Consider the following 17,484-nt stretch of genomic DNA (forward strand, 5'->3'; position numbering starts at 1 on the left):
GAACGAACCGTGAATTGGTTGGAGATTAGCAAATCCAAAGATGTGGAACAAGTCAGAGCAGCCGTCGGTGTATTGGATATCAACGAACAGGATGATCGTGGACGTACACCGCTGATACTCTTTTTGACAAATCGTATGCCAACTGAAGCAATCCGGTGTCTTCTGGAATCCGGCCCGGACCTGGAAGTGGAGGACAAGCTTGGGGATACCGCGCTGAAAAAAGCTGTGAAGTTTAAGCAAATTGAAGCTATTCAGCTATTGATTGAACATGGAGTCAAACTGGACGCTCTCCTTGGAATTCAGGCCAGTGCCTGGAACGCCGCGAGACGTAATCCGGACATAGCGGATATGTTACTGGACACCAAAGGTGCAGTCAGACTCAAGCTAACTCAGGCGGAGCAAAGTATTGTAGATGAAATTCTGTACGAGGAGTCTTCAGACAAGGCAGCTGCCCAAATCCGTGCACTGGATTCAGCTGTACTCCTGCATGCCATCGTGAATGGATACAACTGGGACGATAGTCCTGAACCGATGATTGCAGCGTGTGAACATCCCGAATGTGCAGAGATTACGCGGCTGGATATGGCAGAACTGCTGGATGCGGACTACTGGATGGAGATGGATGAAGATGAGGTCAACGAGAGAGAAGACGGACCCAAGTTTCGTCAGCTTGCAGAGCAATTACTCTGGAGAGGGTAGCACTGGAACGTGAATGAGTAGTTCAAGAGAAGATGGTACCTCATGGGGGAGTAAAAGGTTGAAGAATAATGGAATGAAAGACAGATCGGCCTACGATGACCGTACATATGAGATTAGGAATCATAACCGCGCTGAACGCGTGCTTCTTTATGATCAACATTTGTTCAAAGACATGGACTGGCCCAATTCGGAGGATGGCAGATATGCCAGGGCTTATCTGGAACCTATGATGCAGCAAGGATCACGAAGCTTTATGTCCAACGTGGAAACGACATTGTTGCTCGCCCGGATCGATGATCTCGTTATTCCGCTGACGGTGAATGATACAGAGTATGATAATGCTTACGTTTGTTCGCCATATACGCATTATGTGAGTTACGCCAAGCAGGAATTGACCATGTTGCAGAAGCCTGTGTTGGAAAAAGGTCTTTCTGTGCTGCTCGGTCTAATAGGTTGGGGAATGAAGCAATCGCAGATCAACAAAGTTGTGCATGTGAACAACTGGTTGTTGTCCACCAATCTGTATCCAGCCATGTCCGGTGAACAGGCGGAATGTCTGCTTGCATCGGTACAAGAGCGATACCCTGAGCATGTCATTGTATTTCGCTCCTTGTGTCCGGGACTTCATCCCGATCTGACGGCGAGGCTAACGGAAGCGGGGTGTAGACTGATTCCGAGCCGACAAATCTACCTGTACCAAGCACATGATCCTAATTTTGGCAACTCGAAGTCGCGCTGGCTGTTGAAGCGGGATTACGAATTATTGGGCAAGCATGGATACGAATTCGTCTACGAAGCAGATATGACAGATGCAGATATTCCGCGAATCGTGGAGCTATACAAGCTGTTATACCTTGAAAAATACTCCTATCACAATCCCCAGTTTACGGAACGGTTCATTGCTGCTGCGATGGCATCTGGAACACTCAGACTGTATGGACTGCGGAAGGAAGGACGACTGGATGCGGTCATGGGTTATTTCTGCCGAAATGGAATCATGACAACGCCGCTCTTCGGTTACGATACAGCGGTGCCCCAGTCCGTCGGACTATACCGCATGTTATCGGCATGCCTGATCGGACAGGCTCGCGAGAACGGCCATCTGTTACATGAGAGCGCCGGGGCTGCGCAGTTCAAACGCAATCGTGGTGCTGTGGCGGATTTTGAGTATTCGGCTGTGTATGAGCGCCACCTTCCATGGGGCAGACGCTGGTGCTGGCTGCTGCTTGATCGGTTGTTGAATCGCATAGGTGTGCCGCTCATGCGCCGCATGAAGCTGTAGACAGACACAAAAACGTGCATACGCTGCCAGATGCAGGTGTGAGCTTGCATCTGGTTTGACTGCACACTTGCACAACCAACTGGTCATCGGATAAGCACACTCATTTCACACTCGCCTAATTAGACATGCTCTGCGAGTTGTACCTCGAAGCCGTCTGGATCTGTAATGTAAATAAACCGGAGATGCGGATTGGGCTGGATCGGGCCACGAACAATCGGAATATTCAGCTCTGCCAGTCGTTCCATGGCTTCATCCAACGAGTTTATCTCATAACCGATCGACACGCCGGCCTCCATTTTAAGAATGGATTCACTGCCCTCAATCAGTTCCAGTTTGGCTTCATTCTCCATGCCCAGCATGGCAATCTGCCGTCCACGGCTCTCGAATCTGCGCTGAATTGGAAGTCCTAGCATGTCGTGGTAGAACCCGAGTGAAGCTTCCAAATTACTGACCCTCAGCGTGATCCAATTTAATTTGATCAACATGGGTGAATCTCTCCTTTGCATGATATGTATTTTTGTTACGTTCATTATACGATAGGCGCTAGCAGGAACCTACTCCTTATCAGTAAACAATAAAATAGCTGCCGAAATATTCGGCAGCCAAATGGTGTAATCTCCGGTCATTCTAACGAATTATTGAATCAGATCAACGGCCGTCTGTGGAACAAATGCCTCTACACCGTTATAAACAATGACACCCTCCAAAGTTGTCTTTTTGCCGTTTAACAGTGCAATATTTTTGTAAATTTGCAGTTCCAGTTTGGTGTTACCTTTTGTTACGAGAATCTTCGGATTTTTGGCGTCGGTCAGATCCAGCTTGTACGTCGCGCCTTTGGCTGTAAATGCCTGCTTGGCTGGTACAAACAATTGTTTGCTCACGCTGTCGAGATCCAGATCCAATACACGAGCCATATATTTGGCGACATCCGTGTTGTCAATCACACCGAATGGACGGTCATTGTTCGGAGCATACGTGTACAGCACGACATCTCCACCTGTATGACCACCGGTTGTCCAGCCAATCCCTGCACGTTTGCTGATCATTGGACCGATTGCATAGTTAAGACTGCCTGGCTCGGCCGCTTTAATGGTGGCAATCTCTTCGGAAGTCAGATCGGTAATACCATAGTACTGCTTCATCACTGCTTTGATGTTTGTGCGCTTGGCATTCAACTTCGCTTCAACGCCTTCGCCTGTCAGCTTAGCCTTTTTCAAAGGTCCGATAAATGTGGACAACGGCTCTTTGTCATAAGTGCCGGAAGTTGCGTTGTTACCAATGGTGAGTCCACCATTGCCGTGGTCCGTAACAGCCACAACGGCCGTCTCTCCATCTGTTTTGGCAAAATCCATGGCTACCTTTACGGCATCATCAAAAGCCAGCACGTCACTGATAATACCAATCGGATCATTGGCATGAGCTGCCCAGTCCACTTTGCTGCCTTCGACCATCAGGAAAAAGCCGTCTTTGTCTTTGGACAGTACTTCAATGGCTTTGGATGTCATCTCGGCAAGGCTTGGCTGCTTCGCAGGATCACGGTCCATATTATAAGCCATGCCTGCGGGTGCAAACATACCCCACAGCTTGTTCGAATCGGATGTTTTCATTGCAGCTGGTGTAGTGACGTAATCGTAACCCAGTGCCTTGATGGACGAAATCAGATTCTCGCCGTCTTTACGTCCGGCTGGCTCAAGATATTTGCTACCTCCACCCAACACAACATCCATGCCATTGTAGACTTGTTGTTTGCTGAGTGCATCATAGTTTTTACGGTCCGGATAGTGAGAGGAGAAGTCCGCTGGTGTGGCGTGCATAATCTCGGATGTAGCGATAATGCCAGTTGCTTTACCCGCCAGTTTGGATGCTTCCAGTACGGAAGCGACCGGTTTTCTTTCGTCTCCAGGCGTAATAGCCTTCTGTCCAGGCATGGTAGCCTTGTCCGGCAATACACCAACAAATCCGGTATGAGATTTATAACCTGTTGCAAAAGCTGTTCCGGCAGGGGCCGAGTCCGCAATCGGCGCATCTGCAGAGTGTGTGCGAACCATACCGCTTGCCATGGAGTCCAGCGTCAGGGAAGAGCCTTTGTACCAACGAGCCAGGGCAGTCGCATCGTTAGCCATGCCGTCAGGAATCAGAATAATGACATTTTTAATCGGTGATGCAGATGTCGTTGAGGTCGTGTCTTCCACAGCCCACGCTGCACTGCTTCCTCCGAGTGTAGCCGTAACAATCGTCGTCACCGCGAGCATCATTTTGGCTGCACGGATATTGAACCGGTTTAACATGAATGCATCCTCCTAGAATATATGTATCGTTTTTTGTATCCAGAACCCATTGTATACAACAAATGCTAAACCAATATATGAATTGGATTAACGATATGTAAAATTTACGATTAATGAAGGATGCTGGTATTCAGGCAAACTGGACAAAAGTTTTTAAGTGATCATTCTATGGTATGTCTTCAACCTGCCACTTGGTCCGGGAGTCAACGCAAGATTGTAAGAGATCCACAGGAGCAGGCATAGTGACTCCTAACGTTGAATGAGTAGAGTAGAACTGTATATACGATGAAATAGATAGAGGTTGGAGAGAGGGGAATGACACATGATGGATATTATCGCGCTTCGCCGGGATCTGCATGAACATCCTGAACTGGGATTCACGGAATTTCGTACTGCGACCAAAGTGGTGCAGATGCTGACGGAACTTGGGTATAGCGTCACTTATGGAAAAGATGCGATCGACGACACATCACGGCGGGGTCTGCCCAAGCCGGAAGTGTTGGAAGATGCATATCAGCGTGCCCTCCGGGAAGGTGCGAATCCGGTGATTGTGGAGCAGATGCGTGGTGGATTCACTGCCGTTGTCGCTGAACTTCAAGGGGAGCAGGGTGGACCAACGACAGCATTCCGCTTCGATATGGATGCACTGCCAATCCGTGAGAGCAAGTTGGAGCAACACGCACCGCAAGCGGGACAATTTCGTTCCAGTCATGAAGGCATTATGCACGCTTGTGCACACGATGGACATACAACGATTGGATTGGCGCTTGCAGAACGGTTGAGTAACCGGAAGTTTGCCGGCAAGATCCGGCTGTTGTTCCAGCCTGCCGAAGAAGGTGTGCGCGGGGCATATGCCATGGTCGAAAAAGGAATGCTGGAACAGGTGGATCGCCTGTTCTGTATGCACTTGGGTACCGGTGTGCCATCCGGTCATATCAGAGGTGCGTCTGCCGGATTCCTGGCAACGACCAAGCTGGAAGCACACTTCACGGGTGTATCTTCCCATGCAGGGGCTTCCCCGGAGGAAGGGCGGAACGCGCTGCTGGGCGCAGCGACCGCCATGCTTAACATTCATGCACTTCCCCGGTTCAGTTCGGCAGATACCCGGATTAATGTAGGCATTCTGGAAGGTGGAACAGGAGCCAATATTATTGCTGAGCATGCCCGTATGGTTATTGAGACGCGTTCGACGAGTGAAGAAACGAATCGGGAGCTGGAACGTCGCGTGCGGCACATCATTGAGCATAGTGCGGCCATGCACGAACTAACCGCTACCGTTGAGGTGGTTGGAAGTGCCATCCCGATTCGATGTGATATGGAACTTGCAGAGCTTGCGGTTCAGCAAGCGGAAGGCATCGCTGGTTTCACCCATGCAGAGGCCATATCGGATAGTGCTGCTCTCGGCAGCGAGGATGCCAGTTATATGATCCGGCGAGTACAGGAGCAAGGTGGCAGAGCTACGTATATGATTGTTGGCAGCGAGTTGCCTGCTCCGCATCATCATCCTGAATTTGATATTGATGAGGCGGTATTGGCCCCTGCGGTGGAACTGCTGGAGAAGTTGGCACGCACGCTGTAGACACAACCAGAAAAGTAGGATAGCAGATATTGAGGGATTAAGAGATAGCTGTGCAAATCATCATGATGTAAGTTAAGTTCAAACCCGCATGAGAATGCGGGTTTTTATTGTTGCCCCTATCGGAGATCGTATGATGACGATTATGAAAAAGGGTATTGCGAACGCTTACATTATGTGCTAACATCACGATAACAACAGGATTGTAACCGTATTTAGGGCAATACCTGTGTCAGTTCATTCGTTGACTATTTAGTTACCAAACGATTGATTGCGTTTACATTTTCATATGGAATGAGCCTCATTCCTCAGGGTTGTTACTGATTGCAGGCAAAACCTGAATTGAGGGCAGTAGACCACGCTAAAGCGATGTCTGTTTGCCTTCGGTTCAGGTTTTTTTATATAAAAAAATGCATGATGGCATGACCGTAAGCGCCGCAGCAGAGAGGTTAAGCAGAAAGGAGCGAGCGTAACAGACCATTTTTCCTAAATAGAGATATAGACTCATCCAGACATTGGAATACTGATTCCTAGATACACATCTCAAGTGAACATTTCCAATGAAATTATCCCATCACACACTATTCGACAGCGAGGAGTTTTATGACATGAAAACCATTAAACGTTCGATTGCCGTGGCAACAATTCTGGGGTTATGTGTATCCGCTCTACCAGGTTATGCAGCAGGGAACACAGCAACCTCTTCCTCAGCAGCGATGGACAAGCTGATTCAGTCCGAACTTATTCGTGGCAGTGGTCAAGGCGTTAATGCGGCTTATCTGAACAAAAAGGCTACACGTATTCAGGCCGCAGTACTTTACTTGCGTCTGTCCGGATTGGAGAAAGAAGCACTTGCCTATCAGGGAACGGAAACGTATGACGATGCGGCTCAGGCAGGCAAAGTATTGCAACCGGTCGTTGGATACTTGAAACAGCATCCGTATGTGGCTGAGATCGTGGCAGGATCGGAGAAGTTTGAACCTAACGCTCCACTGACAGCGGAAGGTTATGCCGCAATGCTGCTGAAGGTGCTCGGATATGAAGCGGGTACGGATTATCAGCAAGGAGAGGCTTCCACTTATGCGGCTGGTATAGGAATCAAGGCTCTTCAAGGGAAGGGCGCGAGTCAACTTACCAACCGCCTGATGGCAGAGGCAACCGCACAGGCTTTGCAGATACAGCTCAAGAATGGCAGTGGAACTTTGGAGCAGAACTGGTTAAAACATAAAGAAGCTGGAGCGTTCAAACCTCAAACGGTGCAACAGACCAAGTATGGCGCGATTGATGGCAAAACCTATGAGCAATATGGCACACTCGGTTGGCTCGGTGTTCCTTACGCGGCACCTCCGGTAGGGGAACTGCGCTGGAAAGCCCCGCAAGAACCTGACTCATGGACAGGAACCAGATCGGCTAAGGAATTTGCTGCGAACAGCTTGCAGATCTCTGGCAAGACGACAGCCGGAAGTGAAGACTCGCTGTACCTTAATATCTGGCGTCCTGACACAACCAGTTCGAAACTTCCGGTTATGGTGTTCCTGCACGGCGGCGGGAATATGACCGGATCAGGCAAAGATTTTCAGGGTGAGCAGCTTGCACGAAGCACCAACAGCATCATCATTTCCGTGAACTACCGACTGGGAGCACTTGGATTCTTCGAGAACGCTGCGCTGAAAACAGGCCATGCCCTGGATGACTCAGGTAACTATGGTCTGCTCGATGCATTCCGTGCATTGGAGTGGGTTCAGGATAATATCGAAGGATTTGGCGGAGATACAGGCAATGTTACATTAGCCGGACAATCTGCTGGTGCACGTGATGTGCTGGCAACCCTGATCTCTCCACTTAGCAAAGGACTGTATCAAAAAGCAGTTGCTTTCAGCGGAGGATTGACGACAGCATCACCGGAAGAAGGAGAGAAAAAATCTGAGGATGTACTCTTGAAGCTACTCGTGCAAGAGGGGAAAGCGGCTACCGCAGAAGAAGCAAAAGCGTGGATTGGCAAGCAATCTCCGGCACAGCTCGAGAGCTACCTGCGTGCACTGCCTGCGGACAAGTTGGTCACAGCGTTTGGGGCTACTGCAATCCGTATGGACCCATTCCCACATCTGTTCCGTGATGGCACCGTGATTCCAAAAGAAGGCTTTGACGCCATCCATAACGGCAACTACACAAAAGTACCTGTATTGCTGGGCAGCCTGGAAACGGAATTCTCTGGCTTTGCCTTCGGTGATCCGAACTTCTCTCCATCCATCACGGATGAGACGCTGTTTACCGATAAAACCAAGGCGGAACAATATGCTGCTGCGTTGAAATACGGTAGCGAAGCTTATGCAGGCTTTAATGCAGAGCGTGTAGCGGAGCAATTGACGAGTGAAGCAGGTCAACCGCCGGTATATGCTTATCGTTTTGCATGGGGCACACAACCTGGGGTCATCTCTGAGCGTTTGCTCACCTTACTGGGCGCTCCACATGGTGCGGATATGGACTTCTATACAGGACACGCAGACGGAATTGCTGCCTATTTCCCTGATGGGTACTTTAGCGATACAAACAAACCAGGACGTGATCAGTTGTCCGCCGCGATGGCAGCATACCTGAAGCAGTTCCTGTACACAGGCAATCCAGGTACGGGCGGATCATCTGATTTGGCGGCATGGACACCTTGGACGAAAGATGCGCAAGCACCAATCATGCGTCTGGATGCAAGTAATACAACGGCAGAGATTGGCATGTCTGCACAATATAATCAAGACAAAGAAGCCGTTATGGCAAAGATGAAAAAAGAATTGCCCGAAGAAACGTATAAACTGTTGACGGAAAAAGTGTTCGCAGGTCGTTTCTTCTGGGAATAAGGATCACCGGATAGGAAGGTATATATAGATGAATTGAAAGCCAAGGGAGCATGCTCTCTTGGCTTTTTATACTGTTCGTTATGCTTAATTATGGTATTGTTGTAAATATAAATTAATAAGATATGGGAAAGGGGAAAACGTACATTATGAATGGAGTTAGTAATTTTGGTATTGCTGGGATTATAACGCTATTAATTTTCTTTATTATGATTGGTCTTGTATTATATCTGGTTTTCTATCTTGGGATGAAGAGGTCTGGCGTCAAAGAGGAAGTATCCACATTAAGGATGGAAGTACGAGTGTTACAAGAGGAAGTAGAGCGGAACAGGCGGGAATTGGAAGATATGAAGCGCCGATAACCTTTGTAGCATTATGTGGGTAAATGGAATAGCGCGTACAATAGTATGAGAGGATAGGGGCTTTTCGCCCCCACCTACTCAATACAACGCGCTCATTTCAGCCTTTACATACCAAGGGTGCTCGAACTATTTCTTGGCAAAAAAACTAAGGGTTCCAGTACTTTCATCTGCACTCACAAACAGGCTGCGTCCGTTAACACGATGAATTCCCTCTGGTGATTCTCCAGCTGTAGGAATCAGACCCAGGTAGTCCGGATTGACTGGATCAGCAAGATCGAAGAACAGGATGGCATCTGCCCGTTCAGAAGCTACGGCTGCATACGTAGTGCCGTCTACAGTAGAAACTGTTAGATTCTCCACTTCACTTCCCTTGTTGGGACTGCGATCATCGGGATACAAGCCGACCATAGCGGTTGCCTCGTCAATGAGGTTCTGGCTATCGTACATTCGCTGGCCTTGTAGATCCCAGACAGCAATATTGCGTCCGCCCGCTTTTATACCATCCTCAAATTCATTCTTGCCCAAGTCCCCTTCATTGGCTGTCAGCAGGTATTTACCATCTGCAGAGAAAGCAATTCCATCCGGTTCATAACGAGCGGTTAGACCCTCTGTGAATTGAACTACACCGTCATCTTTCAGATCCGCTGGATGTGAAGTGGTGCCAAGAGCGAAGATTGAGCTGATCTTTTTCGTCTCCAGATCTACAATGGCAACGACATTGTTTTCCTGTAGCGTGATGGCTGCTGTTTTGCTATCTGGACTAATGGCAACATACTCCGGTTGTGGATCATGCGGATAGATGGCGCCTTCTACATTGTCCAGAGATACCGGCAAGTTGGTGATTTCACCCTCCAATACGTTCCCGCCAGCAAAAGATACAACCATAATGCTACCCGGACGTTTGGTGTTGGCATAGTCAATTTCATCGGCAGCTGTATTCAGCTCTTCATCCTCTATCGCGATCACCGCATGCAGACCGTCAGGTGACAGTGCAATCGAGTCAGGACCAATGCCCAGTTCATACGTTTTGACGGTTTTGTAGGTTGTCAGATCCACAATGGCAAGCAACCCTTTGTTTGCTTCACTGTCTGTGTCCCCTGTACGAATAACAGCCAGACCATATTTACCATCTTTGGACACGGTTACGCTTGTAACTTCAGCTTTGGGGGAGAGGTCATGGAAGCTGACTGTCTTTAATACTTTGATGTTTTTCAAGTCAGCAATGTCCAGTACGGCAATGCTGCCATTGTCCGCTTCGGTTACGAGCAGGCGCTGTCCATCTGGGGTGGAGGCTGATATTTCAGCTTTACCGCCAGGCATCTGATAGGATGCGGTCTGTTCAAAACCCGTTTTATTTTGGTTGAGGATCAATTGATCCGTAATTAATTTTAGCGTTTGGGAAGATACATAGGTTGTCCCATTGGTGATGTAACTTTTACTGTCCAAAGGGGTTTTCACACCGTTGATGGTGGCTGAAGACGTCCCTACAGGAAGTTGTACTTTAGTATCTGCGATCTGGATATCAACACTGCGACTGCTTCCGTTCCATGTGACCGTACCCTGCATATTTTGGATGGCTGTGCGCAGTACGACATGATCATTGGTGGTTTTAGTTGCGTCAGCAGCATGAATCATGGATGTGTAGCTGGTTGCTCCTGCGGTAAGAATGGCAGTCATCGACAGAACAGTAAGCCATTGATTTCTCTTTTTCAATGTTCCAGATCCCCTTTATCGTTTCGTGTGTGTGAGTTGTACAATTGTTTTAGTATAGGGAGCTTATGTTAAGGAGAGGTAAGAGAAGTCTGCGATTTGTGTAAAAGGTTAGATAAGAGATATTTTTCCAAATTGGATATGTAAGTTAGTGTATAAAATGGTGTTGCAAAAAAGCAGACGTGAACCTTCATATATATAGGACTGGTCGAACGGGAGAAAATACGCTAGAATTATAATTGAGAATCATTATCAATTAATTCGGGCTTTCTTTACTGACAAGTCTGATCAAGATATAGGCGAGGTGAATACCCATGCGCACGGATGATGCATTAGGCGTAGTATATCAGCATTACCTGACCCAAGAGCCTTATAGTCAGCAAGATGAACACACGTATCTGCTCTCTTCCAAGGCGGGTAGCGGTAAGGTCAAAAGAGTGACAACATACAGTGGCATTGAGATTTTATATTCCCAGGTTGAATATCATCAGCCGTATCCAACGTATTTTGCGTCCGAGACACCCGTTGTGGAGTTGCAATTTGCCTTGGCAGGTCAACGGCATGTCGATATCTCTGGACAGGAGTATTCGTTATCGATTGGGCAAGGTGCCCTCATTTTCATGCATGATTTCGAAGCGTGGTTCCATCCTCCGGCCAGGGAACCGTATACTTCTTTTTCGCTGGGGATTCCGGTGAATCTGTTCAATTATGCGGCGGCACAACTGGGTAGTTTCAAGTCCATTGATTTTAAACAGGTGTTGGGACGAAAGGCGTTTAAGCCGATTGTATTTCAACTGGATAAACGAATACGAACGATGATTGACAGTCTGATTGTGGAATTAAACAACAGTTACCGATCCTCCTTAATGATGGAAGCGACAGCCTTGGAGATCTTGAATCGATTTATGATCCAGCTGTTTGATCTGGCGCCAATCCCCGCAGGGTTCTCCAGAGAGGACATCCGGAAGTTACATACGGCACGGGAGATTATGGAGGCTTGCATGGTAGATCCTCCATCCTTGCTAGCATTGTCCAGACAAGTGGGTCTTAACGATTTTAAATTAAAAAAAGGATTCAAGGCGCTATTCGGAAGCACGGTCTTCGAATATTTGCGTCAGGTTCGTCTCGACAACGCCATGAAGCTGCTGCGCAATCAGGATAACAACGTTACCGAGGCCGCCATTGCGGTCGGTTACAGTAATGTCAGTGCCTTTTCGCAGCAATTTTATCGCAAATTCGGCGTGAAGCCCTCCGAGATGAAAAAGATTTATTAAATAAGATGAACTGAAACATTACACGAGAACGAAGAGTGCAGAATCAGTCTGGAGAAGCGGAGCGTTCGCCTTTATCAACGGATTTTTCCCATCATAGAAGGGAATCACAGAAATCCGGTGATAACAGCGATCGGAAGATGGTACTGCAATCGTAGTGGTCTGGTGTAACGTTTTATTGGTTCATCTTATATAAAATAAGATTAATAAATCCGCCTTGCCGTGAATTGTTCCGTATAGAGGCAGTGGGGATTCTCTCAGCCTTGTATACTCCAAGTACAGTGGATACTGTACTGAAATATAGAGGAGTGTATAAGCATGAACAGAATCAGAGGAAGTATTTTTTTTAGCGTATTCGCAGCCATGTTGGGTATGATGCTGATTGCACCCATTATGCCACCGCTTATTCGGGAGTTAGGCATGAAAGAAAGTCATTCCGGTCTTATTATTTCGCTGGGGTCCATTATGATGGCTGTTATGGCTCCGGTATGGGGACGATTCAGTGATCTGAAGGGCAGAAAACCCGTCATATTGATTGGATTTATAGGTATGGCCGCGAGCTGTGCGTTATTCGCTATGACACTGTACGGGGGATTGAATGCATGGATCGGAGGAGGCGTATTGCTTACCCTCCTGATTGTGACGCGCAGTCTGATCGGCATGTTTATTCCTGCTGTGCTTTCTTCTGCTCAAGCCTACATGGGTGATGTGACAGAAGGGGAGGAGCGGGGAAGCGGGATGGCCATGATCAGCGCTGCGAATGGACTTGGCCTTGTATTTGGACCCGCCATTGCAGGAGCATTTACGATCATCGGTCTGCTGTGGCCGCTTTATTTTGGCATTTTTATAGCGATCGCTGCATTTATTATCGCCTTGTTGTTAATTCCAGCAGCCAAACCGATCATTCAGGAAAAGCCGCCTAAAGTCAACCCGCTCCAACGTGGGTTACGAATGTATCTTGCTGCGGGCTTGGTTACGATGATTGGCATCATGACATTGCAGGTTGTCGGGGGATTTTATTTTCAGGATCAAATGGCTCTATCACCAGCCGCGACGGCCCGAATGGTTTCGTTTGGTCTCATGTTCTCTGGAGCAGCCATGTTGATCATGCAGGTCATTCAGATGAAATGGTTGAAATGGCAGCCACGTCCAATGATTATGCTCGGATCCCTTTTTCTGATAACAAGCATGATCCTGTTTCTGGTCTTCAATGTGTTACCCATGTATTATTTCTCATTCTTCCTGTTCGGCATGGGTTCGGGTCTGATGATGCCGGGGTTCATGGCAGGTGCTTCGCTCGCGGTCAGCAAAGAACAGCAGGGAGGTGCGGCAGGGTTGGTAGCAGCGATTCAAGGGATATCTGCCGTCATTACTCCGTTACTTACAACGACACTCTACCAGGTGGATAGACATATTCCATTTATGTTCGTAGCTGTTCTGGTCGTCTTGCTGGCAATCATGATGCTGGGAATGCGGAAAAATGAATCCAATACTGTAGCGGACGCCATTCATTCGGTATAGTCAGAAAAAGTCAGAAGGTCAAAAAAGGTCAAAACGAAAGAAAAAAGGATCTATTTTAAAATAGTGAACTAAGGTGTAAGATAATCGTTTTATTTCGACTTTTACGGACTTTGAGCCTGATTTGCGCTGGTATTATACGAAATGAAGACCCATTCGGACACATGTTGAAATCCTTCAATGACATGGTTGAGACCTCATTCCTCTCCCCTTTTGGAACTGGCTCCCAGCCATTTCGGACCGACATTCGTGAAGAAGTAGACAAATATTCGGTTGAAGCCGAGCTGCCGGGCATCGCCAAAGAGGATATAGACATTCAGGTTCAAGGTAATGAATTGATTATTCGTGCCAAACGCAATGATGTGGTGGAGCAGAAGGATGACTCCAATCGCATCATTCGGCAGGAACGCCGATCCGGTGAATTTATCCGACGTTTCTATGTTGATCGTATTGATGAGGAGCACATTAAGGCCAGATTGGAAGATGGTGTGCTGAAACTCGAGATTCCGAAACGTCCTGGTGATGATCAATCTTGCAGACGCATTCAAATTGACTGATATACAGAGAAAAGAATAGTTTCCTAATATGGTGAAAAGCATGCAGGAGACATCCATAAGGATGTCTCCTGCATGCTTTATTTTTCACTGAATTGCACGAGAAATAATTGAATATCTATTTTGCTGGGTCCGATTTATTTCTCTGCTGCTGCTTGCATTAATGCATATATCTTACGTGTGGTATTCACGTTTCTAACCGTCATATAAGTATAGACTTTGGACCCTATAAGCTTGTTCATGCCACTTCTACCTGCGTCCTCTCTGCTGACTGAATATAAAATGGCTCCGGGAACATAGATCAGCGTGCCGATTTCCGGTTTGATGGGCAGTTTGTCCAGCACAGAGGGATCATTGATTTCATCCCAGAGAAACAGTACATCACTTTTGGCCGTGTCATCATTAACCCATTCTGCTGGTAGCGCCTGAATAACGGATTGAATTTCATCCATATTTCGCACCATCACTCTGATCTGTAAGCCAAAATCGGCGGCGATGGCCTGCTCTAACACATGAGATATCTCCCTATTTGCATCGGCACGTTCCTGATGATCGGCAAAAATAATATTGCCAGAGTTGATGTAGGTAACGACGTCCAGCATGCCAGCTTGTTCAAACGTTTCTTTCAGCTGCTTCATATTGATTTTATTGTTACCGCCTACATTAATGCCCCGTAACAAGGCTACATAGTTCATATGGATGGCCCTCCAATTCCTTCAATTCACCGTTTTAACAAAAGGACAGATACTCGAAAAGATGAGCAGTATACTCTTCTCCCAACAGATCTTGCAATAAAGGTTCCACTTGCTCCAGATACTCGGGCTTGGTTTCATAGGTTTCTTCATCTTTCACTTCCCCGTCATAACTTCTTGCTGCTTCAATCAGGATAGCTAGTGCACTGAAAAAGTCAGACAGCGAGTCAGCGACGCGATTAGGTTCTCCCCCTGTAAAAGCCGCATATACAGGAGAGTTCGGCGATTCAGTATCTACGATTAACGGATCATCGTTAAAGTTTGCGATGACGACGTGATTTCTTGGCCAAGTGGAGGACTCCTCATAAGGTTCATGCATGCCAATCCAGCGGAACCCCAGTTGCTGACGAAGCAGATGTTCAGGTGCGACAAAGGAGATCAATGCGGCATCACCGATTTCGACGGCGGCATTTTTCATTTTAAGTGTACCTTCAGCTTCGGAATCCACCATTTCGTAGTGGCTGTAGAGGTACTGAAGTTCCGGTGAAAGAGGTATTCGTGTATCCACTTCCGGCTGGTGATGTTGTTCGCGGGGACGCAGATCATGATTTTGGAAAAGTCCATAAGCTTCATTATATAAATCCTGCTGTTCCAAAAAACGGCTTAAGGCCGCATCCAGTTGTTGCATGGTGTCTGATTCCTCCCGATGAATTGGTTTAGTACTACGCCGATCATTTGATTCTTGGCTATAAGCATTATACTATATCAAAGATGAATTCAAAAAAACATTTGAATACGTTTACATTCCTGAGTGGACATGGTATACTTTCACTCAAATAAGGATTGTTACTGCTTCGGGCAGGCAAAACCTGAGTATCATTATGCGTGGACTTGGTCCCATTCATAGTGATGTTCGGGTTTTTTTGCATTCAACGGTCCATATTAAGGATAGAAAAACAGAGGACGTACTTATCCCAATACTAACATCACGCTGTACAGAAGAAAGGGGAGCATTAGCATTATGAACAAGAGAAAATGGTTAAACGGTTTTGCCGCAGGTTGTCTAAGTATAATCATGGTGATTAGTGGATGCGCATCCAAAGCGCCGCAAACCGCGAGTGACACACCGAATCAGACGACAGAACAGGCAGAAAATGAAACTCAGGAACCTGCAAACAACCAAGCCGCCAAAGGCAGAACGGTGATTACAACCGACGGTGAAGTGGATGATATGAACTCCGTCATTCGTTTCCTCTTGTATTCGAATGAGATGGACCTCGCCGGAATTGTACTGACCAGTTCGGTGTATCATTATGCAGGAGAAGAGGAAGCGGGGATCAAACCGTTCCGCTGGACAGGCACACAGTGGGTATACGACATGATCGATGCCTATGGAGAGATCTACCCGAACTTGTCTCAAACATGCGGAGGGCTATCCGGAGCCGGAACAGCTTCGAGCGATGACCAAGATCGGTAATATTTCCGATAAAGGGGAGATGGAGAAGGAAACCGAAGGTTCCGAGTTCCTCGAAACTCTTTTCCTCGACGATGACTCCCGTGATCTGATTGTTCAGACCTGGGGTGGCACCAATACCACAGCCCGAGCGCTGAAATCGATTGAGGAACAGTACAAGGACACGGCTGAGTGGGAAACGATTCGCAAAAAAGTCAGTGATAAACTGGTCCTGTATATCATTCTGGATCAGGATGACAGCTACAACGAATACATTGCGAAGAATTGGCCGGATATCCGCATTCTTAATGACCAATCGAACTTCTGGCATTTTGCCTATGCATGGAAGATGCATGCCGAAGAAGTGAACAGCAAGCTTCATGGTGACTGGATGATCAAGAACATTCTGGACGGACATGGCAAGCTGATGGATATGTATGCATCGATGGGTGACGGCAAAATGATCGAGGGTGAACTGGCCGAAGAACAACGTGGAAGTGCTGAATATCTAAAAAACAATCCGCAGTACGACAAATACGATTTTATATCCGAGGGTGATTCTCCTTCCTTCTTTTATCTGATCGATAATGGGCTGCGCAGTATGGAAGACCCTTCCTACGGCGGTTGGGGTGGACGCTTTGGCGTCGTGAACGACAAGCTGTTTAGAAACAATGTGCTTGATTACGATCCCTATACGAAACGGTATGAAGCCGAGTACTCTTTGATGAGATGGTTTGACGATATCCAGGATGATTTTGCAGCACGTGCAGACTGGGCAGTTGCAGACGCTTACGAAGGTGCCAACCATAATCCGTCATTAACGATTAAGGAAGGGGTGGATCTGAGTGTTAGTCCTGGGGAGGAAGTTACTCTTCACGCGGAAGGCACAGACCCGGATGGAGATCAACTGACGTATACGTGGTGGAGATATTTCGAAGCGGACACATATGAGGATTCCAAAGTAGAACAGAGCAAAGTTCAGCCAGAAATGGCGGGTGACCTGTTGCTGGGTTTACATCGTGAACTTGCCAAGGATGAGCAGGTGGATACGATAAAATTGCAAGGCAGTGATACTGAAACGGTGACACTCACTATACCTGACGATGCCAAATCGGGCGATACCATTCATATCGTTGCTGAAGTACAGGATGATGGAGAGCATCAGTTGAAGCATTATCAACGTGTGATCTTAACCGTGAAATAAGGAATAGAGGGGCTGTCCCAAAAGTC

At 47.4% G+C, this 17,484-nt stretch carries 13 protein-coding genes and 1 pseudogene; 9 read left to right on the plus strand and 5 right to left on the minus strand.

Annotated features, from left to right (window positions below):
• The first annotated feature begins 9 nt into the window (after window positions 1-9).
• Window positions 10-699 (plus strand): DUF4274 domain-containing protein, encoded by a 690-nt coding sequence (locus tag WFI24_RS27440; protein WP_336765111.1) that lies wholly within the window; start codon window positions 10-12, stop codon window positions 697-699.
• Window positions 700-757: 58 nt separating this feature from the next.
• Window positions 758-1,981: a GNAT family N-acetyltransferase gene (locus tag WFI24_RS27445; protein WP_336765112.1), complete on the plus strand. Its 1,224-nt coding sequence runs from the start codon at window positions 758-760 to the stop codon at window positions 1,979-1,981.
• Window positions 1,982-2,100: 119 nt separating this feature from the next.
• On the opposite strand, the gene WFI24_RS27450 is transcribed toward WFI24_RS27445, so the two are convergent.
• Both WFI24_RS27450 and WFI24_RS27455 read right to left on the minus strand, forming a co-directional pair.
• On the minus strand, window positions 2,101-2,466 hold the full coding sequence (locus WFI24_RS27450) for a VOC family protein (RefSeq protein ID WP_221824471.1): 366 nt from the start codon (window positions 2,464-2,466) through the stop codon (window positions 2,101-2,103).
• A 150-nt stretch (window positions 2,467-2,616) separates the two neighbouring features.
• Window positions 2,617-4,269: an alkaline phosphatase gene (locus WFI24_RS27455; protein ID WP_336765113.1), complete on the minus strand. Its 1,653-nt coding sequence runs from the start codon at window positions 4,267-4,269 to the stop codon at window positions 2,617-2,619.
• Window positions 4,270-4,591: 322 nt separating this feature from the next.
• On the opposite strand from WFI24_RS27455, the gene WFI24_RS27460 reads away from it, so the two are divergent.
• The 3 genes from WFI24_RS27460 to WFI24_RS27470 all read left to right on the plus strand — a co-directional run bounded on the left by WFI24_RS27460 (window position 4,592) and on the right by WFI24_RS27470 (window position 9,056).
• Window positions 4,592-5,848, plus strand: a complete 1,257-nt coding sequence (locus tag WFI24_RS27460; protein ID WP_336765114.1) for an amidohydrolase — start codon at window positions 4,592-4,594, stop codon at window positions 5,846-5,848.
• A 605-nt stretch (window positions 5,849-6,453) separates the two neighbouring features.
• Window positions 6,454-8,697 carry a carboxylesterase/lipase family protein gene (locus WFI24_RS27465; protein ID WP_336765115.1) on the plus strand — a complete coding sequence of 748 codons (2,244 nt, stop codon included), beginning with the start codon at window positions 6,454-6,456 and terminating at the stop codon, window positions 8,695-8,697.
• A gap of 146 nt (window positions 8,698-8,843) precedes the next feature.
• Window positions 8,844-9,056, plus strand: coding sequence for a hypothetical protein (locus WFI24_RS27470; RefSeq protein WP_336765116.1), 213 nt, complete (start codon window positions 8,844-8,846; stop codon window positions 9,054-9,056).
• A gap of 126 nt (window positions 9,057-9,182) precedes the next feature.
• Here WFI24_RS27470 and WFI24_RS27475 read toward each other — a convergent pair whose 3' ends face one another.
• Window positions 9,183-10,769: a choice-of-anchor I domain-containing protein gene (locus WFI24_RS27475; protein ID WP_336765117.1), complete on the minus strand. Its 1,587-nt coding sequence runs from the start codon at window positions 10,767-10,769 to the stop codon at window positions 9,183-9,185.
• Window positions 10,770-11,080: 311 nt separating this feature from the next.
• On the opposite strand from WFI24_RS27475, the gene WFI24_RS27480 reads away from it, so the two are divergent.
• From WFI24_RS27480 to WFI24_RS27490, 3 genes are all read left to right on the plus strand, one after another.
• On the plus strand, window positions 11,081-12,040 hold the full coding sequence (locus WFI24_RS27480) for a helix-turn-helix transcriptional regulator (RefSeq protein WP_336765118.1): 960 nt from the start codon (window positions 11,081-11,083) through the stop codon (window positions 12,038-12,040).
• A gap of 315 nt (window positions 12,041-12,355) precedes the next feature.
• Window positions 12,356-13,558, plus strand: a complete 1,203-nt coding sequence (locus WFI24_RS27485; protein WP_336765119.1) for an MFS transporter — start codon at window positions 12,356-12,358, stop codon at window positions 13,556-13,558.
• Window positions 13,559-13,719: 161 nt separating this feature from the next.
• Window positions 13,720-14,112, plus strand: coding sequence for an Hsp20/alpha crystallin family protein (locus WFI24_RS27490; RefSeq protein WP_336765120.1), 393 nt, complete (start codon window positions 13,720-13,722; stop codon window positions 14,110-14,112).
• Window positions 14,113-14,246: 134 nt separating this feature from the next.
• On the opposite strand, the gene WFI24_RS27495 is transcribed toward WFI24_RS27490, so the two are convergent.
• Both WFI24_RS27495 and WFI24_RS27500 read right to left on the minus strand, forming a co-directional pair.
• Window positions 14,247-14,804, minus strand: coding sequence for a DUF1697 domain-containing protein (locus WFI24_RS27495; protein WP_336765121.1), 558 nt, complete (start codon window positions 14,802-14,804; stop codon window positions 14,247-14,249).
• Window positions 14,805-14,838: 34 nt separating this feature from the next.
• Window positions 14,839-15,489 (minus strand): hypothetical protein, encoded by a 651-nt coding sequence (locus tag WFI24_RS27500; protein WP_336765122.1) that lies wholly within the window; start codon window positions 15,487-15,489, stop codon window positions 14,839-14,841.
• A gap of 333 nt (window positions 15,490-15,822) precedes the next feature.
• Here WFI24_RS27500 and WFI24_RS27505 point away from each other — a divergent pair.
• Window positions 15,823-17,458 (plus strand): annotated as a pseudogene (locus WFI24_RS27505) (nucleoside hydrolase-like domain-containing protein).
• Window positions 17,459-17,484 lie beyond the last annotated feature (26 nt).

The sequence above is a fragment of the Paenibacillus sp. USHLN196 genome (assembly GCF_037144955.1).
GTDB lineage: Bacteria > Bacillota > Bacilli > Paenibacillales > Paenibacillaceae > Paenibacillus > Paenibacillus xylanexedens_C.

Coding starts and splice junctions, on each gene's coding strand:
- WFI24_RS27450 (WP_221824471.1), bottom strand. CDS start 2,466: ATGTTGATCAAATTAAATTGGATCACGCTGAGGGTCAGTAATTTGGAA.
- WFI24_RS27455 (WP_336765113.1), bottom strand. CDS start 4,269: ATGTTAAACCGGTTCAATATCCGTGCAGCCAAAATGATGCTCGCGGTG.
- WFI24_RS27460 (WP_336765114.1), top strand. CDS start 4,592: ATGATGGATATTATCGCGCTTCGCCGGGATCTGCATGAACATCCTGAA.
- WFI24_RS27465 (WP_336765115.1), top strand. CDS start 6,454: ATGAAAACCATTAAACGTTCGATTGCCGTGGCAACAATTCTGGGGTTA.
- WFI24_RS27470 (WP_336765116.1), top strand. CDS start 8,844: ATGAATGGAGTTAGTAATTTTGGTATTGCTGGGATTATAACGCTATTA.
- WFI24_RS27480 (WP_336765118.1), top strand. CDS start 11,081: ATGCGCACGGATGATGCATTAGGCGTAGTATATCAGCATTACCTGACC.
- WFI24_RS27485 (WP_336765119.1), top strand. CDS start 12,356: ATGAACAGAATCAGAGGAAGTATTTTTTTTAGCGTATTCGCAGCCATG.
- WFI24_RS27490 (WP_336765120.1), top strand. CDS start 13,720: ATGTTGAAATCCTTCAATGACATGGTTGAGACCTCATTCCTCTCCCCT.
- WFI24_RS27495 (WP_336765121.1), bottom strand. CDS start 14,804: ATGAACTATGTAGCCTTGTTACGGGGCATTAATGTAGGCGGTAACAAT.
- WFI24_RS27500 (WP_336765122.1), bottom strand. CDS start 15,489: ATGCAACAACTGGATGCGGCCTTAAGCCGTTTTTTGGAACAGCAGGAT.